Here is an 18,639-nt window from a genome sequence, read left to right as displayed (position 1 = left end):
ATTTATAATATAAAGATACTCATATTAAGTTTAACGTAAATTCCTTAATCATTAAAATATCTGGCTCGCCCATTCAAAAAAGACACCCATCTACCTGATGAACGTCTCTTTAGAATTCTTTTTCCCTTCTAAAAAAAATTACACCCTTCTATTTCTGCATTAAAAATAAATCACTTTAGGGTATTTATCTACTTTCACATCAACAGCTAAACGGCTCATTCCAATTGTCATTCTACCTTTGTCCATTGTCGTTAAGCTCGCCATATGCACAAAGCTTGGAACTTGCTCATCAGGGTAAATCGCAACGTTTTCTTTGACTAATTGAATGCGGTCCCAATCGGTTAACTCGATCGTTTCTTCAGCCTGGTCTCTACTCGTATAGTCTGTGGCTTGCTGAACGAGTGGAGTGTGCGTAGGCTTTTTTAGCTTTTGATACGGATTGGCGAAAATCGTAGTCTCAAAAATACCAGCTTGCCTAAACGCATTGAGCGTTCGATACACCGCTTGTTCTGCACCGTTACCGAAATTCCCTGGAACGATACAAAGATCCACTTTTAGATCTTGTATATGTTGAACACCAGCCATTAACGTATACATATCGGAGCAAATCACAAAAAGAACTTTTTTCTTTTCGCCGTTAATGTCGATATCAACAATGTTTAAGTAATCATAGTCACTGACATTGATCGCTGGAAATTTTTCACCGTACTGTTTTCTCTCAAAGGATTGCGGTGTTATTTTCGCTTGTGGCGTATGTACTTCTCCGTCTTTTGTAAAAACGGTTAACGTATTGTAGTTTGTTCCTGCTTCTGCATGAGGCAAATCTTTTGGAACGATATTTAATGTAGTGATGACACTAATTTTTTGCTCAATACAAACCTCTCTTAACTTAGCGAAAGCGGTTTCAGAATATTCGATTGAATTAGCTACATATTCAGGTAAAACAGCAATCCCACCTTCAGGGACCTGCTGCAATTGTTCCACACAATCTTCTAAAATAGCTGACTCTTTGCTCATTGCATAACTTAAAACGTACCAAGGATGATGTGCATTCATTCTCTTTCCCCCTAAAAACATAATCTACTGTAATATTCTAACATTTATTTACGTATATGGGTATACATAATTGACAGTATGTTCTGAAATATTCATAAAAAATACTTTTAAGTAAATACTTTTAACAGGAGGTAATCTAACATGAGCCACATTCAAGCTTTACTAATAAAAACAGCAATGGCTGGAATTGTCCTACTTGTTGTCTTGACGGGAATATATAATTACCCTGCCGGTGCTACGATTGGTTTAGCGGTTTTAATTGTCATTTTAAGTTATATTGTCGGAGATTTAGCCATACTTCAGGCGACCAATAACACTATTGCAACACTATCTGACTTAGTGTTAGCATCCTTAATTATTTGGATAGTCGGTCCTTTCTTCCAAGGCGCATTCATCCCATTTTCGGTAGCGCTAATTTCAGCGATTATTATATCTGCTGGTGAATGGGTTTTTCATAAGTTTTTCATTAGGTCTACCGATGATGAATTAGAAACTCAAAGTTAAAACCCCTATCGATTGAGCTTCCCCCTCAAATGGTGTAGTGCGTGCCCAGATAATAGTTGCATGCTCTACCAGAGGGGGTTTTTTGACTAATCATGTCACTATTCCATTTAAATCCAGTGTCTTTTGTGAATTTATCTCGACCTTTAGATCACAATATGCTTTGGGTAAGGCCCAAAAAACATCTGGAGGCGTTTGAATGAATATCGCAGCACATGAACTTTTAGAAACTTCTGAAGCATTACGCACAAAGGCGGCTGAAATTGAGCAACACGGTGCATTTGCAGCACAGTGTAACGATCAACAACTTAAGCAAATTTTAATGAGACACCAACAATCGATGCTTCAAGCCTACCAGCAAGGTGTAAGTATGATGCAAGGTAAAGGAGCTCAAATGACGCATCAAAGTCCCTCTTTTAATACACAACATGTAAATACGGGCATGCACCAACAAGTAACAATGTCTGCACCGATGACAAATACACAAACTCTTTCTGACCAAACAATCGCAACATTAGCTTTAAATGCTCATAAATCAGGAGCAGTTATGGGAATGCAGTGGGCAAATGAATGTGCGGACCCGCAACTTCGTATGTATCATGTTAACGGCGCTAACATGTGTCAAGAAATGGGCTATGAGATTTGGAATTGGATGAACCAGAATGGCTACTATCAACCACCTACCTTCTCAACTACTCAAACTTCCCAAATGACAGCAATGTTCCAACCAGCGGACGCACCAATGAATCCAATGAATCCAATGAACACAACAATGAACCACTCTATGAATCAAATGCAAAATAACAATTACCAGTAGTCTTGTATTCATTAAGACGATCGAAAGAGCGGAGTATCAGGTTTCTGCTCTTTTGGTTATTGTTTTTTAAGGCTACGTTTAAATTGATCCAAACAATTTTGGCAAATACAGGAGCGATGGAGTTGATCTTTAGGTATTAGCTCGAAAATTTCTTTAGGAAAAGATTCTTTACTACACCAACAAGCCGACTGAGTTTCTTCATTTCCACAATGGTTCACTTCATAACAAAGTGGACACTTTTTTACATCAATTTTCATTTTTCCCCTCACCTTTTCTGAGTTCACTTCTTATTAATCTCTTTTAGAATTTTAGACGTGTTATTCATTTTTTTAGCGTTACTCTGACCGACACATTTATATATCCATTTTACTCTTTTTCCAATACAGTACGTAAAATTTTTTTCAGAAATTCCACAATTTTAACAAGCCTAATGATCTTAAAATTCAGGATAGTTTAACAAGGAAAAGAACAGATTAATTTATTGAAGTAACATTTTATTGTAAGGACAAAGGTGGTGGGTAAAAATGCCTCAAAGAAATGAACTTAATTTCTCTACAGGAGAACGAGTTATTGAAACTACAGATTATGTTTGTGATGCAGGTGTACTGAAACAATTTAAAAACAATGATACGTTTCCAGTCTGTCCTGTTAAGGGTAGAGAAACGACCTGGAGAAAAAAAAAGTAGAACGGAATAGCACCGTAACGTCACATAATAAATCAAGCACATTATTCAAAGGGAGATTAACGATGAAAAAGCAAGAGAACAGAAACCATCGAGCAATTGATGAGAGAGATGAGCAGTTACAGAACCAGAATCAGGATGATATAAGGGAAAACAAACAACCGGTTCCTCAACCAAAGGATTTCGAGGATATTGAATATTAGACGCTAATTATCTATTCCACTATAAAGGAGACGATCAAAGATGGGCAGACACCATAAACAAAAAGCACGCGACAAAAATAAAGCAGGATTACCACAAACACCAAAGAAAGATATCAAAACAGATGAACAAGATTTGGAGCTGGCAAAAGAGTTAGATGACCGTTATGAATTAAAAGCACGACCAGGTTACGCTCCGACAGAGGTAGACCGGAAATAAATACGATTATTCAGCTAACTCAATCTCTACACAGCATCCTCACTTTTCAAACGGTTCGCCGTTAAAGATGCTACTCTTACTTCCTTATGACTATGTTAGCCTATTGCTAGCATAGTCATAGCAAATTTATAGGTCATGTGAAAATAACTATTTACCCAGCATTACCAATCATCGGTAGCAGGTACCTTTAGCACTGCACTTTGCTAAAGGTACCTGCTACCGGTATTTTATTGGAGAGCTCCGGCGACATCATATTGGGTGATGTCAATTTCTAATGGTTTGCCTAAGGCTAGCTTGGCGAGTTCTGCACCTAAGTATGGCCCTGCAGTTAAACCAGAAGCTCCTAAGCCGTTGGCTACTAGAACGCCTTTAACATTCGGTACCGGTCCAATGACGGGTAGAAATCCCGGTGTGAATGGACGAAAACCGACTCTTGTTTCAAGAACTGTACTATCAGCTAAACCAGGTGCTATCATTAAAGCTTTATCAAATATTTCATGCAGACCGCCTGGAGTGACACGAGTATCATAGCCTTTTTCATCTTCGTGTGTTGCACCTACAACAACTCTTCCGTCTTCAAATGCAAGTAAGTATTGATTATTAGGTGGCATTACGACCGGCCACTCACTCGTGTCCGTATCTAACATTTCCAAATGAACGATTTGGGCTTTTTGCGGTTTGACAATAAAGTGAACCCCAATCGACTTGAGTAACTCGTTTGCCCATGCTCCACCTGTGATGATAACTTGATCCGCTTCAAAAGTTTTGTCATTTACAGTAATACCGGAAATTTGATTGCCCTCATACTCTAATGAGGCTTCCCCTGTAATAATCGTTGCGCCATTTATTTTAGCTGCGTTGATCATTGCATCTCGAAGCGCTCTGCCATTTACTCGAGCCCCCCCGCTTATATGCACAGCACCGTATTCTCCCGAAAGAGGCGGAAATAGGGCTTTTGTTTCGGCAGGTGTTAATCGTGTAATTTCACCGATCTCTGGTGCATCCTCTTTTCGCTTTCTGGCCCGTTCCTCCATCTGGTCCAGCTTTTTCTCATCTGTATGTAAACTAATCGCTCCTACTTTTGCATAGCCTGAATTCGTTTCACCGATTTCTTCTAATTCCCGAATTAAACCTGGATAAAACCGAGCACCATTTTTTACAAGTTGGTACCACGCTTTGTTTCTGCGTTGAGTTAGCCAAGGACAAACAATCCCAGCTGCGGCGTCCGTAGCCTGTCCGTTATCTTTCCGATCAACTAAGATCACCTTAGCTTCTGTTTTCGCTAAATGATAGGCAGTTGAGGCCCCGAGAATCCCTGCTCCCACTACTATATAAGTTACCATGATAAAACACCTTTTCTATTTCAATTTCTGTTCATCTCATTATTTTACAAAACAATCGAACACCTAACAAATATTTATTAAATGTATAAACCAAAATAGAGACTGACAAGATTGTTCAGTCCCTTTTGCACAAATGTACCCCTGTTAAAAATTTATTCAGGAAGACGGTTTTTGAAGGCTTCCTTTTCCACTAAGTACCCATCATCACCAGATGATTCGATTTTCGGCTCTTTTTGTTCGCTGTTTTTTGGGAACTCTCCAGGATGACTCTTTTTCTTATGGTTAAAGCTTTTTCCACGTGCCATTGATATAACCTCCTTCATAGTTCGTACATGTTCATTTTTTTCTAAAATGAAAGGACTTATGTATCTATGACTGAATTTAGATTAAGAATAAAAGGAGATCATTCCATAAGAAAGTTCGACCTCCTATACAAAAAAAGAGTTATAACAGCTCCATACTGTTATAACACCTTTAACTCATTATTTTACAATCATAACCGGACTCTTCACTCGTTTTGCAACCTTGTGACTAACGCTGCCGAGAACCATGCTTTGAAGACGGTTTAATCCTCTGCTGCCTAATAGTACACAATCAAAGTCATGTTCGTTAGCATAATCGACAACCGTTGGCCCTGGCTCACCATGAAGTGTCTTAATCTCATACTTCACTCCTGCTACGTCCAACTTTTCGACAATCCCAGCAAGTCGTTCTTTTCGTTTATTTGCGATTTCAATCGATCCTCTATTATGAAGAACATCTGCTTTTGATGTTGCACCATCTACCACATAAATAATTTCAATAACAGCATCCTCGTTACCATTTACTAGCGCAATTGCTTTTTCTGCCGCTCTTAAAGAATGCTCTGATCCGTCTGCTGCTAAAAGAATACGTTGAAACATACCATCACTACTCCCAAAAATTTCATTTTTATCTGTCTCTATCCATAGTATAACGAAAAGCTATACCGTTCAAGATATAGCTTTTCGTCAATTCAGTGTCCAGAAGCTTTTGATGCACCACCCATATTTCAGCAACTTGAACTTGCGGTAATGAAACTCAAGCATTGCTTTTTATATTGACAAGTGATGAGATAGCTCATACATCTTCTCATCAATAGTATGCTTTCGCTCTAGAACTTCAACAATCGGATAATGAACAAGACGATTATTTTCAAGACCAACAGCTAATCCTTTTTTACCTTCTAGTAATAATTCTACAGCATAAGCCCCGAGTCTACTAGCTAGAACTCGATCGAACCCTGTTGGCTGTCCACCGCGCTGAAGGTGTCCAAGTACAGTAACCCTCGGCTCAAGATCGGTTTTATTTTTAATTTCTTCACCGATTTCCATGGCACTTCCGACTCCTTCTGCCACCACAATAATACTATGTTTCTTTTCTCGTTTAGACCCTCGTTCTAACCTCTTAATAACTTCATCTATGTTGTAAGGTATTTCAGGTAGTAAAATCGTTTCCGCACCTGCAGCCAAACTACTCCAAAGCGCTAAATCACCAGCATGTCTTCCCATTACTTCAATTAAAAACGTTCGTTCATGAGAAGAAGCAGTATCACGGATCTTATCTATCGCTTGAATAATGGTGTTGAGTGCTGTATCAAATCCGATTGTAAAGTCAGTGCCTGGAATGTCATTATCAATTGTACCCGGTACGCCAATGGTCGCAATCCCATGCTCTACTAGCTTATCTGCACCACGATAAGAACCATCACCGCCAATGACGACCAACCCGTCAATACCTCGTTCTTGTAGTTGTTTTACCGCTTTTAATTGTCCTTCTTTCGTTCTAAATTCTTCACTTCTAGCAGAATGTAAAATTGTCCCTCCACGGTGAATGATGTCACCTACAGACCCTAATTGAAACGGCTGTAGGTCTCCTTCGATCAAACCATTATAACCACGGTATACACCAAACACTTCAAGGTCGTGATAAAGCGCTTTTCGAACGACTGCACGTACCGCAGCATTCATCCCAGGTGAGTCACCACCACTTGTTAAAACAGCTATTCGTTTCAGAATAACCACTCCTTCTTATGTAAAATTGTAATTTTTTTATCTATGTAGGGTTTTACAGTAATGGAGTTTTTTACCCTTCAATAGGAGTAGTATCTTCTTTGTAGATATATTAAATTCATTTTGGGGGACAAAAAGAAACTGGAGTTGGGGTATTTACGGTTTTTGTGAGACGTCGATAAGTACAGGTGGATTTTCAATGGTTCGAATTGTCCCAAAGATAAAATGAAACTTTTTCAGTAGGGTTTTCTTCATCCCCCAATGAAATTTAGTTGAAGTAATCAGGTTGTTACTGAGACCCAAACGATGTGGCAACGTCTGTGTACAATCGTATCCCACTTAGCCTTTTTGCTTCCTCAAAGGCTTGAAAAGGGAGTCTTTGCGCCAGATAAAATATAATTCTGCTTAAATTTAATCACAAAACTTGTCACAATTGAAATTCAATTGTAAAATGAAAACAGTTTCATTGCAGATTCCTTGTAGGAAGGGAATCGAAAAAGGCTGCCATTTATCTGGTCAGCCTTTTCCTTTTTACTTGTCGGTAATTTGCAGCTGACGAAGTCTTGCTCGTTCTTTGATCATGGTGATTTCTGTAATACAACGTTTGATTTCTTCTTCTGTTGCATGGTTTACCATTCGGTCCGTCAACTGTTCAATTTGCTTAAGCTCTTCATCAGTTAAGAACTCTTCATTATTCATCGTATCCACCTTTCTGTCATTTATTTTAAATAATTTATCTAAGAAGAATGTATGTCTAGGAATAATTTTGAACGGAAGAACAAAGAGGAAATAAGAGGTATGTACTATTGTACTATAACACATATTTGTCACAATTAAAAATGATAACCATTTATATATATTTATTTATATTGTATGATAAAATTCGTAAATTTAATGTTTAACTTTTAACCCCATGGGAAACAAAGTTAGGTAGCTAGGTTTAATATCCAGCTACCGTTTAATTCATTCTATACATAAAGTAAGCGATTACACCTATTCTACTTAACAATCATGACTGGACATTTAACTCGTTTAGCAACTTTGTGACTGACACTTCCTAACACCATACTCTGCAATGCATTTAATCCTCTGCTCCCAATGACCAGACAATCAAAATTTTTATCATTGGCGTACTCGACGACAGTTGGTCCCGGTTCTCCATGTAATATATTGACTTGATGTTTAATTCCTTCCTTTGTAAGAAGGTTTATAATGTCTTTTAACTTTTCTCGCCGTTGTTCTTCCATTTGTTTTGAGTCATTATTTCGAAGCGCATCTGCCTTAGAAGTAGACCCGTTGATGACGTAGATGACTTCAACTAAACTATTGGCTTGGTTCTTGACTAATTGAATCGCTTTTTCTGCAGCACGTATCGAGTGTTTTGAACCATCTGCTGCTAAAAGTATTTGTTGAAACATCACCATCCCCTACTTTCTCACTTTAAATTCATTAAAATACACATTATTAACAGAATATTATAATAATATTTTATCAGAATACCCAACACATTTCAAAATAATTCAGAGATTTTTCAAATCAGTTTTGACCTATGGATCATTACCCAAATGCACAACAAAAAAACCTACTAAATCACAGTAGGCCTGTCAACATTCATTAAAAATTATAAGTTAGAAATGAAGGAAAAGGACATCTTCTTCACTTTAATTTTCGAACAATTACGAGTTACAGCGAAAAGATATCACTTCTCCTCGTTACAGTATTAGCCCCACCTACGCTGAATACTACGATAGCCACAATTGCTATCCTGCCTACATTCACTATAAATGAAAACGCTTACATAGTCAATGGGTAGACACCACTTTTTCATAAAATTACCTTTATTAGTATGTATATGCAATCACATTTTAAACAAACTGTCTATAGATCTGATGAATCATCATAGTCGTAACGAAACCCATCATTTTGAGCTGTTGTTTCTTCATTTTGCTGGCGTTCTGATGTATTCTGCATAGTAGCCTGTTCATCATTATTAGCCGGACGGCTTTGATTTTTCTTAAACTCGCTCAATTTAGACCCTCCTGTTTAGTTAAATTTAGTCCTAGGTATTATTTGTTTTTTTCTACATTTATATACAAGAGAAACTGCTATCGTATAAATTATGGAGACTTGTGTTATAGTGTACATTCTTTTTGCTCTACAAAGAGACCACTTGAGCATTTAGAAATGGCCCAAGTGGTCTCTGTATTTCAGAATTATTATGCTGCGATCTTATCGTCCGCATCAATTTTAAATTCAGATTCTGCACGATTTAATTTTAACTTATAAGCAAACAATACAAGAATAATTACAGTGCCGATACCTGCAGCTATATAAGATGTTGTCATTGGCAATCCAAACCCAATTGGTGCGTTAAAGATAAACGTAAGAGCAACCATAGTCATGAATGTGGCAGGGATCGAAGCCACCCAGTGGAATTTATACTGAATAGCTAAATACATCGCTCCAACGAATAATGCAATAGCACTAATTGCGGCATTGGTTACACCAAAGTATCTCCATAGTAAGGTGAAATCCATGTTTGTTAAGATAAACGAGATTACGAATAACGGTAAAGCAATCCATAAACGACTGAATAGCTTGATTTGTGGTAGATTGATATATTCAGCGATAATCATACGAGCTGAACGGAACGCTGTGTCTCCAGAAGTAATTGGCAACACGATAACACCAAGTACTGCTAATGTACCACCGATTGCACCTAGTAATGTAAATGCAACTTCACTCACAACTAGACCCGCACCACCTGTAGCGATTAATTCACTTAAATCTTGTCCGTAGAAAAGACTCATCGCTGCTGCTGCCCAGATCATTGCAATAATACCTTCAACAATCATCATTCCGTAAAATACTTTACGACCATTTCGTTCATTTTGCAGGGTTCTTGAAATAATCGGTGACTGTGTCGCGTGGAACCCAGAAATTGCACCACATGCGATTGTAATCATCAGTAGTGGGAAGATCGCTGCTCCTGACGGGTGCATATTTTGTAATGTTAATTCAGGAATTGGTGCACCTGTTACAATCAGCATCCCACCTACACCGATTGCACTAATTAAAAGAAGTGCTCCTAAGATCGGATAAATTCTTCCGATAATTTTATCAACAGGTAACAACGTAGCGATAATATAGTAAACAAAGATGGCTCCAGTAATAATTCCTAATGCAATCACGCCATCCATTAAGCTAAACAACAAACCAGCAGGTGCCGTCACGAAAACGGTTCCAACTAGAAGTAGCAGAAGAACAGCAACGGCATTAACGATATGCTTCATACCCGTTCCTAAAAACTTACCAGCAAGTTGTGGTAAATGGGCTCCTTTATTACGGATGGAAATCATGCCTGTTAAATAGTCATGAACAGCTCCTGCAAAAATTGCCCCAACGACGATCCAGATAAAAGCGACTGGACCATAAAGCGCACCCATAATTGGGCCGAAAATTGGACCTACTCCAGCAATGTTTAACAACTGGATTAAAGAGTTACGATTCGTTCCCATTGGAATGTAGTCCACTCCATCTTTCATACTATATGCAGGTGTTTGTCGTGCCTCTTTTACACCGAAAATTCTTTCTATTAACTTACCATACGTATAATAACCAATAATTAAAAGTGCAATAGCAATTAAAAATGTAAACATTTATGAACACCTCTTTCTATTTTGAATGCGTTTTCATCATGCTATTATTCTATCATCTTTGAACAATTTGTGACGAAAACCTGTTCAACATGTCGAAAGAGGATGCTAACATGTATGTATTTGAGATTATACGGTGAAACTCAAAGCTCCAAACGTTCTCTTAGCGATTTTACATAGTTACGACTAACAGGGATCTCATCTTGCTTTCCTTCCACTTTCAATTGATAGGCACCATTAAACCATGGGATGAGCTCTTCAATTTTATCGAGATTTACTAAGTAACTTTTGTGGGTTCTAAAGAACGGATACCCTTTCAACTTTTCTTCTAATTCTTTAATGGGTGTTTTCAAACTGAACCTTCTTTCTTTTGTACAAATAATCGTCTCTCTTTCCTCACGGTATAAATAAACAATGTCGGATGGGGATAAGTAGACGATTCGCCCTTCGTCTTCTACTGCTAAGCGTGCAATTGGACTGAGTTGGTCCATTTTATCTTCCTGTTTTAGACGTTCCTTTACTCTTGTCATCGTTTCAAAAAGCTGCTCTTCATCAAATGGTTTAAGTAAATAATCTACAGCATCGACACGAAACGCTTTAGCTGCGTAATTTGGGTAAGCGGTCGCAAAGATGATAAGTGGTGTCTTTTTCATGTTTTGGATCGCTCGTGCTAAATCTAAACCTGACATTTGTGGCATTTCAATATCGATAAACACAATATCAGGCTCTTTTGTCATGATCAGTTCAAGCCCTTTTTCTCCAGAGTCGGCTTCTGCAATGATTTCAATATCGTTAAAACTTTCTAAAAGAAATTTCAGCTCATCACGACTTAACGGCTCATCATCAATAATAATCGTCTTCATTTTTCTATTCATTCTACGGTTTCCTCACTTTTTTCCTATTGTAAACGATATACTTGTCCCTTGATTTACTACACTTTCCACTTGCAACGTTGCTGTATCTCCATACATCATTTGTAGGCGACGATTTAAGTTATAAAGTCCAATCCCAGTTCCAGTTTTAGAGGCAACACCTTCTTGCCCTAACTCTAATTGCCGCTCTTCTGTCATACCGATACCGTTATCTTGAACTGTAATCGTTACATTCTCCTGATGTTTTCGAATACGAATTAAAATAAAACTATCATCTGTTAATTGTTTTACCCCATGCTTGATTGCATTTTCCACAATCGGCTGTAAAGTCATTGGCGGCACTTTGTAATAAAGTACACCTTCATCAATTTCATATTTAATGGTTAGCTTATCGGAAAACCTTGCTTCTTCAATCGATAAATAAGCTCTAACATGATTTAATTCATCCTCTAGTGTCACTTCTGTTGCCGTTGTTCCAGCTAGATTTTGTCTAAAGAAGTTGGAGAGTGAAATCAATAGTTTTCTTGCTTTCATTGGATCTGTTCGAATGAGTGCAACAATGGTGTTTAATGCATTAAATAAAAAGTGAGGACTGACTTGTGCTTGCAATGCTTTAATTTCAGCCTGTTTAGCAAGCTCTAAATGTCGCTCTACTTCTGACAACTCCAGTTGATGACTTAACAAGGTCGATAAGCCTTTACTTAACTCAATAATCATCGGTGAGATTTGTTTTTCTGACTTAAAGTAAAATTTGATCGTACCGATTGTTTGTTCCTTTAACTTGAGTGGAGCAATCACTGCTGCCTGAAGAGGACAATCATTATGCCTACATTGAATTTCCCATGAATGAGCGATTACAAGGTGCCCTTCTCTTAAAACTCGTTTTGTTGCCTCTGTTTTTATTTCTTCATTCGCTAAATGATGTTCTTCCCCTTCGCCGACAAAAGCTAACACCTTTTCTTTGTTTGTAACAGAAACAGCATCTGCATCAATTTCCTTCAGCAATATTTCGCACGTTGGTTGTGCTGTTTTCGTTGATAAACCACTTCGTAAATATTTTAACGTTAAATCGGCGAGTTTAAGTGCTTTTTGGGCTTGAAGCGAGCCTCTCTTTTCCTCTTCATTTAGGACATTACGAATAATTAAAATAAAGATTGCCGTTCCGATTCCATTGGCAATAATCATTGGAATACCAATACTTTCAACGAGTCTTAATGCTTGTTCATATGGCCTTGCCATGATTAAAATTAATGCCATTTGAACAGCTTCTGCACCCATTCCGACGAAAAGAGCTGTTTTAATAGAGACAATATTGTTACTTTCTTTCGTTTTTTTATAAAAGTACCCTGCAATTAAACCCGATATAATCGCTGATAAACCACAAGCTAGACCTGTAAATCCCCCTAACAAAAACCGGTGAACTCCAGCAATAACCCCAGCCCCTAATCCAACAGCCCATCCACCGAGCAATCCGGCTACAACGACACCAATCACTCGGTAATTAGCAATGGCTTCGCTTTCCCCAACATCTAGAACAATTCGGCTGTATGTTGCATCGGAAACATTTATCGTGATACCGGAATAGGTCCCGATAATACCAAATAATCCGAAAATGACAATAACAGCTATTTTATGTGACTTAGAAATTTCTTGTTTATCGATTAAATGACGTACAAATTTTAATCGCGTCAAAACAAATGCTACAGCAATAATAATCCCAAGTCTTTCAATCATAACAAATAAAAGTTCCCACATAGTCGTAACCCCTACAATTAAATTGTTCGTTTGCTATAAGATAGTATACACTTGTTTGTTGCATATATTTAAGTAAGAAACCCTTTCTAATATTGTAGGTTAAATAAAGGAACTAAAACAATAAAAAACCTCCATATCGTATCAGTACAAATAAATCCACGATTAGGAGGTTTTCTTTTATTCTTCTTATATAATTAAAGCAACATACCAGCAATAGCAGCACTTAATAATGAGGCTAGTGAACCCGCTAGTACAGCACGTAAACCAAAGCGAGCAATATCACTGCGACGGTCTGGTGCTAGTCCACCAAGTCCCCCTAAAAGAATCGCCATTGAACTTAAGTTAGCAAATCCACAAAGCGCAAAACTAACAACGGCAACAGTTTTGTCCGTTAACTGAGGAATTTCTGGTGCAAAAGATGCATAAGCAACAAACTCATTAAGGACAAGCTTTTGGCCGATAAAACTCCCTGCTGCTAACGCTTCCGACCATGGAACTCCAACAGCAAACGCGATCGGTGCAAAAAGAACGCCTAAGATCATATCCAGCGTTAGCCCTTCAAACCCAAACCAACTACCAACACCGCTTAACATACCGTTTATTAAGGCAATTAAAGCGATAAAAGCCAGCAGCATCGCACCGACATTAAGCGCTAGCTGAAGACCTACACCAGCCCCGCGTGCTGCGGCATCAATGACGTTGGCTGATTCAGTATCTTTCTCAATCTTAACATCGTCTGTTATTGTAACTGTTTCTGTTTCTGGCATTATCATTTTTGCCATAATGAGACCTGCTGGTGCTGCCATAAAGCTAGCCGCTAACAAATATTCTAACGGTACGCCTAGCAATGAATAACCAATTAAAACAGATCCAGCTACAGACGCAAGTCCCCCAGTCATAACCGCAAATAGTTCAGAATTCGTCATCTTACTTAAGTAAGGACGTACAACAAGAGGTGCTTCCGTTTGACCAACAAATATGTTAGCTGCGGCTGACATCGATTCAGCTTTACTAGTACCTAAAACTTTTGAGAGTGCTCCACCAATTAATAATATCAGCCATTGCATAACTCCCATATAATAAAGTACAGAGATGAGTGCCGAAAAGAAAATAATAACGGTTAGCACTTGAAAAGCAAAGACAAACCCAATATTCGATCCCTCCACAAAAAAACCACCGAATAAAAAGTCAATTCCTTCATTTGCATAACCAATAATATCTGTCACCCGTAATGTTAACCATTGAAGTGCCGCTCGACCCATGTCCCATTTTAATACGATAAAAGCAAATGTAAGCTGAATTGCTAAGCCTCCAAGAATCGTTTGTAGTTTTATCGCTTTACGGTTCGTTGAGAAAAGAAACGCAATCAAAAATACAGTAATAATCCCAAAAATACCCCATAAAAAATTCATAAAACACTAACCTTTCCAGTCTTTTTCATAATGTTGTAACTTACTTGATTGTCCATTTTGCAGTTTCCTGCAATCCTATAAAACGGTTACAAACACGTTTTACAAGAAGAGTTGAGCTTATATAGGAATTGTAAAAAACACTATAGTTGTAGACTCGTCCTAGACATTACCATTTCATGACTCTACAAGGAACACGATAATAAAATCATGATGTAGGATGTCTGACATCATACTACCGTTGACTATTATAAAGGGTTATATTTTATTAGTAAATAGCTATTTTGAAATAATTTTATGTAACTGGAAAGGTAATAAACGGGGAAAAGGCTGACCTGTTATAGTCAGCCTTTTCGAATAAAATTAAAGAACATCTATTTCAACTAGCAACGCGATTAGAAGTTGAAGCAGGACTTGGATGTTCGCAGCGATTTGTGTGTCTGTTGTTGTGACATCCACGTTTTGTGAACCGTCGATAACGATTTTTTGTACCGTTTGTTGTTTGATTTTTGAAGTTTGTAACAATTCTTGAGTAATCGTATCAGCTTTAGTGCTATCTGCAATGGCAATGTTTACGATTAACGCAATGACTGCTTGTAAAGAAGCTTGTAAAGAGATCGCAGCTTTCGTATCTGTTGTACTCACTGTAACATCACATGAATTTAGGATATGAATTAACTCCTCAGAGCTTTGAATTTCTTTATTTACATTTGCAGCTTCTAAATCAATTTGGTTACTCATTAATGAGGTCCTCCTTTACTCGTGATAGTTTACCATATGTAAAATGTCCAGAAATGGTATGGACAACTGCACAAGGCATCTGCTGATTTTTTTAAAGGAGGTGATGAAATAAGGATAAATACAGTGACTTTATTTAAAATTTACGTGTAAATTAAATCCTCTAAAGTCTGTTCCAGGTCAGTAAACTGAAATTGAAACTTCTTCTCTTGCAGTTTTTTGGGAATACAGTTTCTTCCGGTTAACGCAAGACTAGGTTCTGTTCTCATGAAGAGATAGGCACCGAGCCATACAAATGGTGTTGGTGCGGGCGGACTCCAGCCTTTCCCCATGACTTTACGTAGCTTCTGCATAAACTCTTTGTTAGTAACTGGGTTGGGTACCGTTGCATTGAATACTCCAGTATAGTTTTCATTTTCAATCGATTGAAAAAACATCTCATTCAAATCGTCAATATGTAACCAACTAATAAACTGTTTACCAGTTCCTACTGTTCCACCTAAGTTCATTTTGGTTAATTTTATTAATGGATCGAGAGCACCACCATTTCTTCCTAATGCAAAACCAATTCGAAGTAATACTTGTCTTGTCTCAGGTAGGGTTTCTTTAAAGAATTCTTCTTCCCATTGCTTACAAACATCCACTGAAAACCCGTCTCCAAGCTTAGAATCCTCATCACAAACTTCTCGAGTATCACCAAAAATGGCTAGAGAACCCGCTTGAACAAAAGATTGAGGTGGATGGTCACAATTTTTTATGGCTTCTTTTAAAACTTTAACAGAGTTAAGTCTCGATAAAATGATTTCTTCTTTATTGGCCTTTGTGTAAATGCAATTAACACTTTTACCAGTGAAATTAACGATTGCGTAACTGCGATCAATTTCTTTCTGCCACTGGTCATCGAGGGTTTTTCCATCCCAATGTATATATCGAATTGTATCCTGTTCTTTGGACACGCCCCTTGTCAGGATAACGACTTTATATCCTTTCCCGATCAAAAAATGTGCTAGCGAGCTTCCTAAAAAACCAGACCCGCCTGCTAAAATGATTTTTTTACTCATCCAATCAAGCCCTTCCCTTTTAATCTAAAAATCTCTTTCGTTGTTCTGGTGTTGGGAGCATACAACTTTCTCTTTGACCGAACCAGCGATATCGATTTTGGGCGATAAAATTGTAGACGATATTTCTAATGGGTGTTGGAATGAAACGAAAGATAACCATAAACCTCCAAAAACCATCTAAATACTTACAGACACGTAGAGCAGCACTTGATTTGATGAACGGTTTGTCATTGTCAATTAAAACAAAAGTGCTCATATCATGAGGTAAATGATATTGATCTAATAGTCTTTTCCCTATATCACTTTGAAGGGAAGCAAATTTAAAATAACCACGTTTATCCCTTTTTAGAATAAACTGAACACTATGATGACAAAAGTTACAAACTCCATCAAATAAAACGATTCCGCCCATTACGGTCACCTCTTGCTATAATTTATCAATACAGCTTCTCAAAACACCTATAGTTTAACATATTATACCAAAAAAAATAAAAAAACTTTTTTAAAGAGATTTTAATTGATAGCCTGATAACCTATTACTTATCTTTTTTCACAAAATAATAGAATGAGTGTTGCGAGCGGTCCAAGTATAATAGAGAGTAAAAACCAGTTAAACCCCGTTCTATTTTTTCCTTGTGCTAACCCCGCATTAATTAGAGCGAGTGTTCCCCAACCGACAAAAAATTGATTTTCCATTTTAACTCCCCCTTCCAACAATAACATATCATTTAAAATGAGTTTAACATCTCTAGTTACCAACACGAACTTTCTGTGATCATGTGAAATTACATTTTATTTATATTTGGAATTCGACTTACTATACAATAAATCATGAAAAAGCTTTAAAAACACTAATCTGGTGTGTCTCTAAAGCTTTTTCTACTTAAGAAAAGTTTTAACTTCGCTAATGTTTATGATGCTGCCCTACATATTTCCCGTAATCTGGAACAGCAATTCGCCCAAAATCATCAGCAAGTGTCTTTAAATTTTTAGAAAGCTCCTCACCAATCATAGGTAATCCATGTCCTGTTATCGCAAGAGAAGGCTTTAGTGCTTCTAACTTTTTAACTGACTCCCAAGCTGACTTCCAGTCGGGAGTAAAATAACGAGGAGGACCACTAATTTCCTTTTCTTGAGTAAGAACAGCATATAGCGATTCTTGTTTAACAGTCACAAAAGCATCTCCTGCAATCAGCGCTCCGTCTTCATCTCTAAAATAAGAAACATGACCAGGTGTATGGCCAGGCGTATGTACCCAACAAAATCCTTCCATTTCAGGAACAGTTCCATTTGATGGCAATGGTTGCACATGTTTACCTAAGTTAATCGGCTCATTCGGAAAAAAGGACGACATTTTTGCAATCATTCCGCCTTCAACCGTTGGGTCAGGATCCGGATAACTTTGCTTGCCTGTAAGAAAAGGCAATTCTAATGGATAGGCATACACTGGTACCTTCCAATGCTTGACTAACTCCATAATAGAACCAACATGATCAAAATGACCATGAGTCAAAAAAATGGCCTTTGGACAACTGTTTGCCCCAAACCGTTCTTCTGTTGCAGCAATAATTTCATCGGCTGAGCCAGGCATGCCCGCATCAACTAAAACAAAATTATCGGCATACCGATGTCCGACTAAACAAATATTTACGATGCGCACGTTGTAACTATACAAATCAGGCAGAATTTCCAATCCTTGACCGCTAGTTGCTGAAATGGCTGGAATGGGCTTATAATCAGTACCATATGTCATAGGTTGTTGTTCCATGTTGATTTCCTCTTTTCTCTCTACTTATCATATCAACTCTAATATTTAACTTTCGAACATGAATTATGTAACCAATAATTAGTTCTTTAACTTGTAACGTATGGTATGAATTTAATGGTGAAGTCGGTTGCTGTAAGCATTGCATTGAAAATATTGAACAAAAAAATAAACAAACACTAAAAAACAAAGCAAAACATCATAAAAAAGCACAATCCTCTAGGGATTGTGCTTTCAGGATTCTCTCAAAACTGGATAATGGCTAGATGAATTCAACGCTTTATTTTTGTCTAGCTTCAATGCCTAGATTTTTGTGTCATTTCGCTTCCTCAGTTGAAGTGTTACCACTTCGCCTTCTGAAGCTCCAATGCACTGCAAATCTGACCAAGGCATTTCCGCCTTTCATATTTGGATAAGTCCTCGACCGATTAGTATCTCTCAGCTCCACGTGTCGCCACGCTTCCACCCGAGACCTATCAACCTCATCATCTCTAAGGGGTCTTACTTACTTAACGTAATGGGAAATCTCATCT

At 37.7% G+C, this 18,639-nt stretch carries 23 protein-coding genes and 1 rRNA gene; 5 read left to right on the top strand and 19 right to left on the bottom strand.

The annotated features are described in order from the left end of the window. Positions 1-159: 159 nt before the first annotated feature. Positions 160-1,056: a carbon-nitrogen hydrolase family protein gene (locus N7Z68_RS08735; RefSeq protein ID WP_275118099.1), complete on the bottom strand. Its 897-nt coding sequence runs from the start codon at positions 1,054-1,056 to the stop codon at positions 160-162. A gap of 141 nt (positions 1,057-1,197) precedes the next feature. On the opposite strand from N7Z68_RS08735, the gene N7Z68_RS08730 reads away from it, so the two are divergent. Together N7Z68_RS08730 and N7Z68_RS08725 are read left to right on the top strand one after the other, a co-directional pair. Further along, positions 1,198-1,560 carry a DUF2512 family protein gene (locus N7Z68_RS08730; protein ID WP_275118098.1) on the top strand — a complete coding sequence of 121 codons (363 nt, stop codon included), beginning with the start codon at positions 1,198-1,200 and terminating at the stop codon, positions 1,558-1,560. 196 nt (positions 1,561-1,756) lie between these two features. Further along, positions 1,757-2,374, top strand: coding sequence for a spore coat protein (locus N7Z68_RS08725; RefSeq protein ID WP_275118097.1), 618 nt, complete (start codon positions 1,757-1,759; stop codon positions 2,372-2,374). Between the two features lie 56 nt (positions 2,375-2,430). Here the strand turns inward: N7Z68_RS08725 and N7Z68_RS08720 are convergent, their stop codons facing one another. Then, a complete protein-coding gene (locus tag N7Z68_RS08720; protein WP_275118096.1) occupies positions 2,431-2,631 on the bottom strand; it encodes a cysteine-rich CWC family protein in 201 nt (66 codons plus the stop codon). A gap of 267 nt (positions 2,632-2,898) precedes the next feature. Here N7Z68_RS08720 and N7Z68_RS08715 point away from each other — a divergent pair, with 267 nt between their 5' ends. The 3 genes from N7Z68_RS08715 (at position 2,899) to N7Z68_RS08705 (ending at position 3,477) form a co-directional block, all read left to right on the top strand. Further along, complete coding sequence (locus tag N7Z68_RS08715) at positions 2,899-3,060, top strand: hypothetical protein (protein ID WP_275118095.1); 162 nt, start codon at positions 2,899-2,901, stop codon at positions 3,058-3,060. A gap of 62 nt (positions 3,061-3,122) precedes the next feature. Further along, complete coding sequence (locus tag N7Z68_RS08710; protein WP_275118094.1) at positions 3,123-3,260, top strand: hypothetical protein; 138 nt, start codon at positions 3,123-3,125, stop codon at positions 3,258-3,260. Positions 3,261-3,300: 40 nt separating this feature from the next. After that, a complete protein-coding gene (locus N7Z68_RS08705; RefSeq protein ID WP_275118093.1) occupies positions 3,301-3,477 on the top strand; it encodes a YfhD family protein in 177 nt (58 codons plus the stop codon). 227 nt (positions 3,478-3,704) lie between these two features. On the opposite strand, the gene N7Z68_RS08700 is transcribed toward N7Z68_RS08705, so the two are convergent. From N7Z68_RS08700 to N7Z68_RS08620, 17 genes are all read right to left on the bottom strand, one after another. Further along, complete coding sequence (locus tag N7Z68_RS08700) at positions 3,705-4,820, bottom strand: NAD(P)/FAD-dependent oxidoreductase (RefSeq protein WP_275118092.1); 1,116 nt, start codon at positions 4,818-4,820, stop codon at positions 3,705-3,707. Between the two features lie 152 nt (positions 4,821-4,972). Further along, on the bottom strand, positions 4,973-5,125 hold the full coding sequence (locus N7Z68_RS08695; protein WP_275118091.1) for a hypothetical protein: 153 nt from the start codon (positions 5,123-5,125) through the stop codon (positions 4,973-4,975). A gap of 177 nt (positions 5,126-5,302) precedes the next feature. Then, on the bottom strand, positions 5,303-5,722 hold the full coding sequence (locus N7Z68_RS08690; protein WP_275118090.1) for a universal stress protein: 420 nt from the start codon (positions 5,720-5,722) through the stop codon (positions 5,303-5,305). Positions 5,723-5,893: 171 nt separating this feature from the next. Continuing rightward, positions 5,894-6,853, bottom strand: coding sequence for a 6-phosphofructokinase (gene pfkA / locus N7Z68_RS08685; RefSeq protein WP_275118329.1), 960 nt, complete (start codon positions 6,851-6,853; stop codon positions 5,894-5,896). Positions 6,854-7,381: 528 nt separating this feature from the next. Next, positions 7,382-7,549, bottom strand: a complete 168-nt coding sequence (locus tag N7Z68_RS08680; RefSeq protein ID WP_275118089.1) for a hypothetical protein — start codon at positions 7,547-7,549, stop codon at positions 7,382-7,384. A gap of 299 nt (positions 7,550-7,848) precedes the next feature. Continuing rightward, complete coding sequence (locus N7Z68_RS08675; protein WP_275118088.1) at positions 7,849-8,268, bottom strand: universal stress protein; 420 nt, start codon at positions 8,266-8,268, stop codon at positions 7,849-7,851. A 460-nt stretch (positions 8,269-8,728) separates the two neighbouring features. After that, on the bottom strand, positions 8,729-8,878 hold the full coding sequence (locus N7Z68_RS08670; RefSeq protein ID WP_275118087.1) for a hypothetical protein: 150 nt from the start codon (positions 8,876-8,878) through the stop codon (positions 8,729-8,731). 188 nt (positions 8,879-9,066) lie between these two features. Continuing rightward, positions 9,067-10,509 (bottom strand): carbon starvation CstA family protein, encoded by a 1,443-nt coding sequence (locus N7Z68_RS08665; protein ID WP_275118086.1) that lies wholly within the window; start codon positions 10,507-10,509, stop codon positions 9,067-9,069. A 140-nt stretch (positions 10,510-10,649) separates the two neighbouring features. Further along, positions 10,650-11,381 (bottom strand): LytR/AlgR family response regulator transcription factor, encoded by a 732-nt coding sequence (locus tag N7Z68_RS08660; protein WP_275118085.1) that lies wholly within the window; start codon positions 11,379-11,381, stop codon positions 10,650-10,652. Between the two features lie 12 nt (positions 11,382-11,393). Further along, positions 11,394-13,133 (bottom strand): sensor histidine kinase, encoded by a 1,740-nt coding sequence (locus N7Z68_RS08655; protein WP_275118084.1) that lies wholly within the window; start codon positions 13,131-13,133, stop codon positions 11,394-11,396. 194 nt (positions 13,134-13,327) lie between these two features. After that, positions 13,328-14,545, bottom strand: coding sequence for a NupC/NupG family nucleoside CNT transporter (locus tag N7Z68_RS08650; RefSeq protein ID WP_275118083.1), 1,218 nt, complete (start codon positions 14,543-14,545; stop codon positions 13,328-13,330). A gap of 360 nt (positions 14,546-14,905) precedes the next feature. After that, complete coding sequence (locus N7Z68_RS08645) at positions 14,906-15,283, bottom strand: spore coat protein (protein ID WP_275118082.1); 378 nt, start codon at positions 15,281-15,283, stop codon at positions 14,906-14,908. A 140-nt stretch (positions 15,284-15,423) separates the two neighbouring features. After that, the gene (locus tag N7Z68_RS08640) at positions 15,424-16,341 is read right to left on the bottom strand and encodes a TIGR01777 family oxidoreductase (RefSeq protein ID WP_275118081.1); all 918 of its coding nucleotides are present in this window, start codon (positions 16,339-16,341) and stop codon (positions 15,424-15,426) included. Positions 16,342-16,360: 19 nt separating this feature from the next. Continuing rightward, a complete protein-coding gene (locus tag N7Z68_RS08635; RefSeq protein ID WP_275118080.1) occupies positions 16,361-16,753 on the bottom strand; it encodes a thiol-disulfide oxidoreductase DCC family protein in 393 nt (130 codons plus the stop codon). A gap of 128 nt (positions 16,754-16,881) precedes the next feature. Further along, entirely contained in the window at positions 16,882-17,037 is a 156-nt protein-coding gene (locus N7Z68_RS08630; RefSeq protein ID WP_275118079.1) for a hypothetical protein, read from the bottom strand. A gap of 208 nt (positions 17,038-17,245) precedes the next feature. Then, positions 17,246-18,094 carry an MBL fold metallo-hydrolase gene (locus tag N7Z68_RS08625; RefSeq protein WP_373323126.1) on the bottom strand — a complete coding sequence of 283 codons (849 nt, stop codon included), beginning with the start codon at positions 18,092-18,094 and terminating at the stop codon, positions 17,246-17,248. A gap of 420 nt (positions 18,095-18,514) precedes the next feature. Next, a 23S ribosomal RNA gene (locus tag N7Z68_RS08620) occupies positions 18,515-18,639 on the bottom strand; the annotation flags it as partial.

Origin of the sequence: Alkalihalobacterium chitinilyticum (genome assembly GCF_029028005.1) — a bacterium.
Lineage (GTDB): Bacteria > Bacillota > Bacilli > Bacillales > Bacillaceae_F > Alkalihalobacterium > Alkalihalobacterium chitinilyticum.
This window is presented reverse-complemented; position numbering and strand designations above follow the sequence as displayed.

Coding starts and splice junctions, on each gene's coding strand:
- N7Z68_RS08645 (WP_275118082.1), bottom strand. CDS start 15,283: ATGAGTAACCAAATTGATTTAGAAGCTGCAAATGTAAATAAAGAAATT.
- N7Z68_RS08715 (WP_275118095.1), top strand. CDS start 2,899: ATGCCTCAAAGAAATGAACTTAATTTCTCTACAGGAGAACGAGTTATT.
- N7Z68_RS08725 (WP_275118097.1), top strand. CDS start 1,757: ATGAATATCGCAGCACATGAACTTTTAGAAACTTCTGAAGCATTACGC.
- N7Z68_RS08730 (WP_275118098.1), top strand. CDS start 1,198: ATGAGCCACATTCAAGCTTTACTAATAAAAACAGCAATGGCTGGAATT.
- N7Z68_RS08710 (WP_275118094.1), top strand. CDS start 3,123: ATGAAAAAGCAAGAGAACAGAAACCATCGAGCAATTGATGAGAGAGAT.
- N7Z68_RS08635 (WP_275118080.1), bottom strand. CDS start 16,753: ATGGGCGGAATCGTTTTATTTGATGGAGTTTGTAACTTTTGTCATCAT.
- N7Z68_RS08695 (WP_275118091.1), bottom strand. CDS start 5,125: ATGGCACGTGGAAAAAGCTTTAACCATAAGAAAAAGAGTCATCCTGGA.
- N7Z68_RS08680 (WP_275118089.1), bottom strand. CDS start 7,549: ATGAATAATGAAGAGTTCTTAACTGATGAAGAGCTTAAGCAAATTGAA.
- N7Z68_RS08625 (WP_373323126.1), bottom strand. CDS start 18,094: ATGACATATGGTACTGATTATAAGCCCATTCCAGCCATTTCAGCAACT.
- N7Z68_RS08700 (WP_275118092.1), bottom strand. CDS start 4,820: ATGGTAACTTATATAGTAGTGGGAGCAGGGATTCTCGGGGCCTCAACT.
- N7Z68_RS08665 (WP_275118086.1), bottom strand. CDS start 10,509: ATGTTTACATTTTTAATTGCTATTGCACTTTTAATTATTGGTTATTAT.
- N7Z68_RS08735 (WP_275118099.1), bottom strand. CDS start 1,056: ATGAATGCACATCATCCTTGGTACGTTTTAAGTTATGCAATGAGCAAA.
- N7Z68_RS08660 (WP_275118085.1), bottom strand. CDS start 11,381: ATGAATAGAAAAATGAAGACGATTATTATTGATGATGAGCCGTTAAGT.
- N7Z68_RS08720 (WP_275118096.1), bottom strand. CDS start 2,631: ATGAAAATTGATGTAAAAAAGTGTCCACTTTGTTATGAAGTGAACCAT.
- N7Z68_RS08630 (WP_275118079.1), bottom strand. CDS start 17,037: ATGGAAAATCAATTTTTTGTCGGTTGGGGAACACTCGCTCTAATTAAT.
- N7Z68_RS08675 (WP_275118088.1), bottom strand. CDS start 8,268: ATGTTTCAACAAATACTTTTAGCAGCAGATGGTTCAAAACACTCGATA.
- N7Z68_RS08690 (WP_275118090.1), bottom strand. CDS start 5,722: ATGTTTCAACGTATTCTTTTAGCAGCAGACGGATCAGAGCATTCTTTA.
- N7Z68_RS08705 (WP_275118093.1), top strand. CDS start 3,301: ATGGGCAGACACCATAAACAAAAAGCACGCGACAAAAATAAAGCAGGA.
- N7Z68_RS08650 (WP_275118083.1), bottom strand. CDS start 14,545: ATGAATTTTTTATGGGGTATTTTTGGGATTATTACTGTATTTTTGATT.
- N7Z68_RS08655 (WP_275118084.1), bottom strand. CDS start 13,133: ATGTGGGAACTTTTATTTGTTATGATTGAAAGACTTGGGATTATTATT.
- N7Z68_RS08640 (WP_275118081.1), bottom strand. CDS start 16,341: ATGAGTAAAAAAATCATTTTAGCAGGCGGGTCTGGTTTTTTAGGAAGC.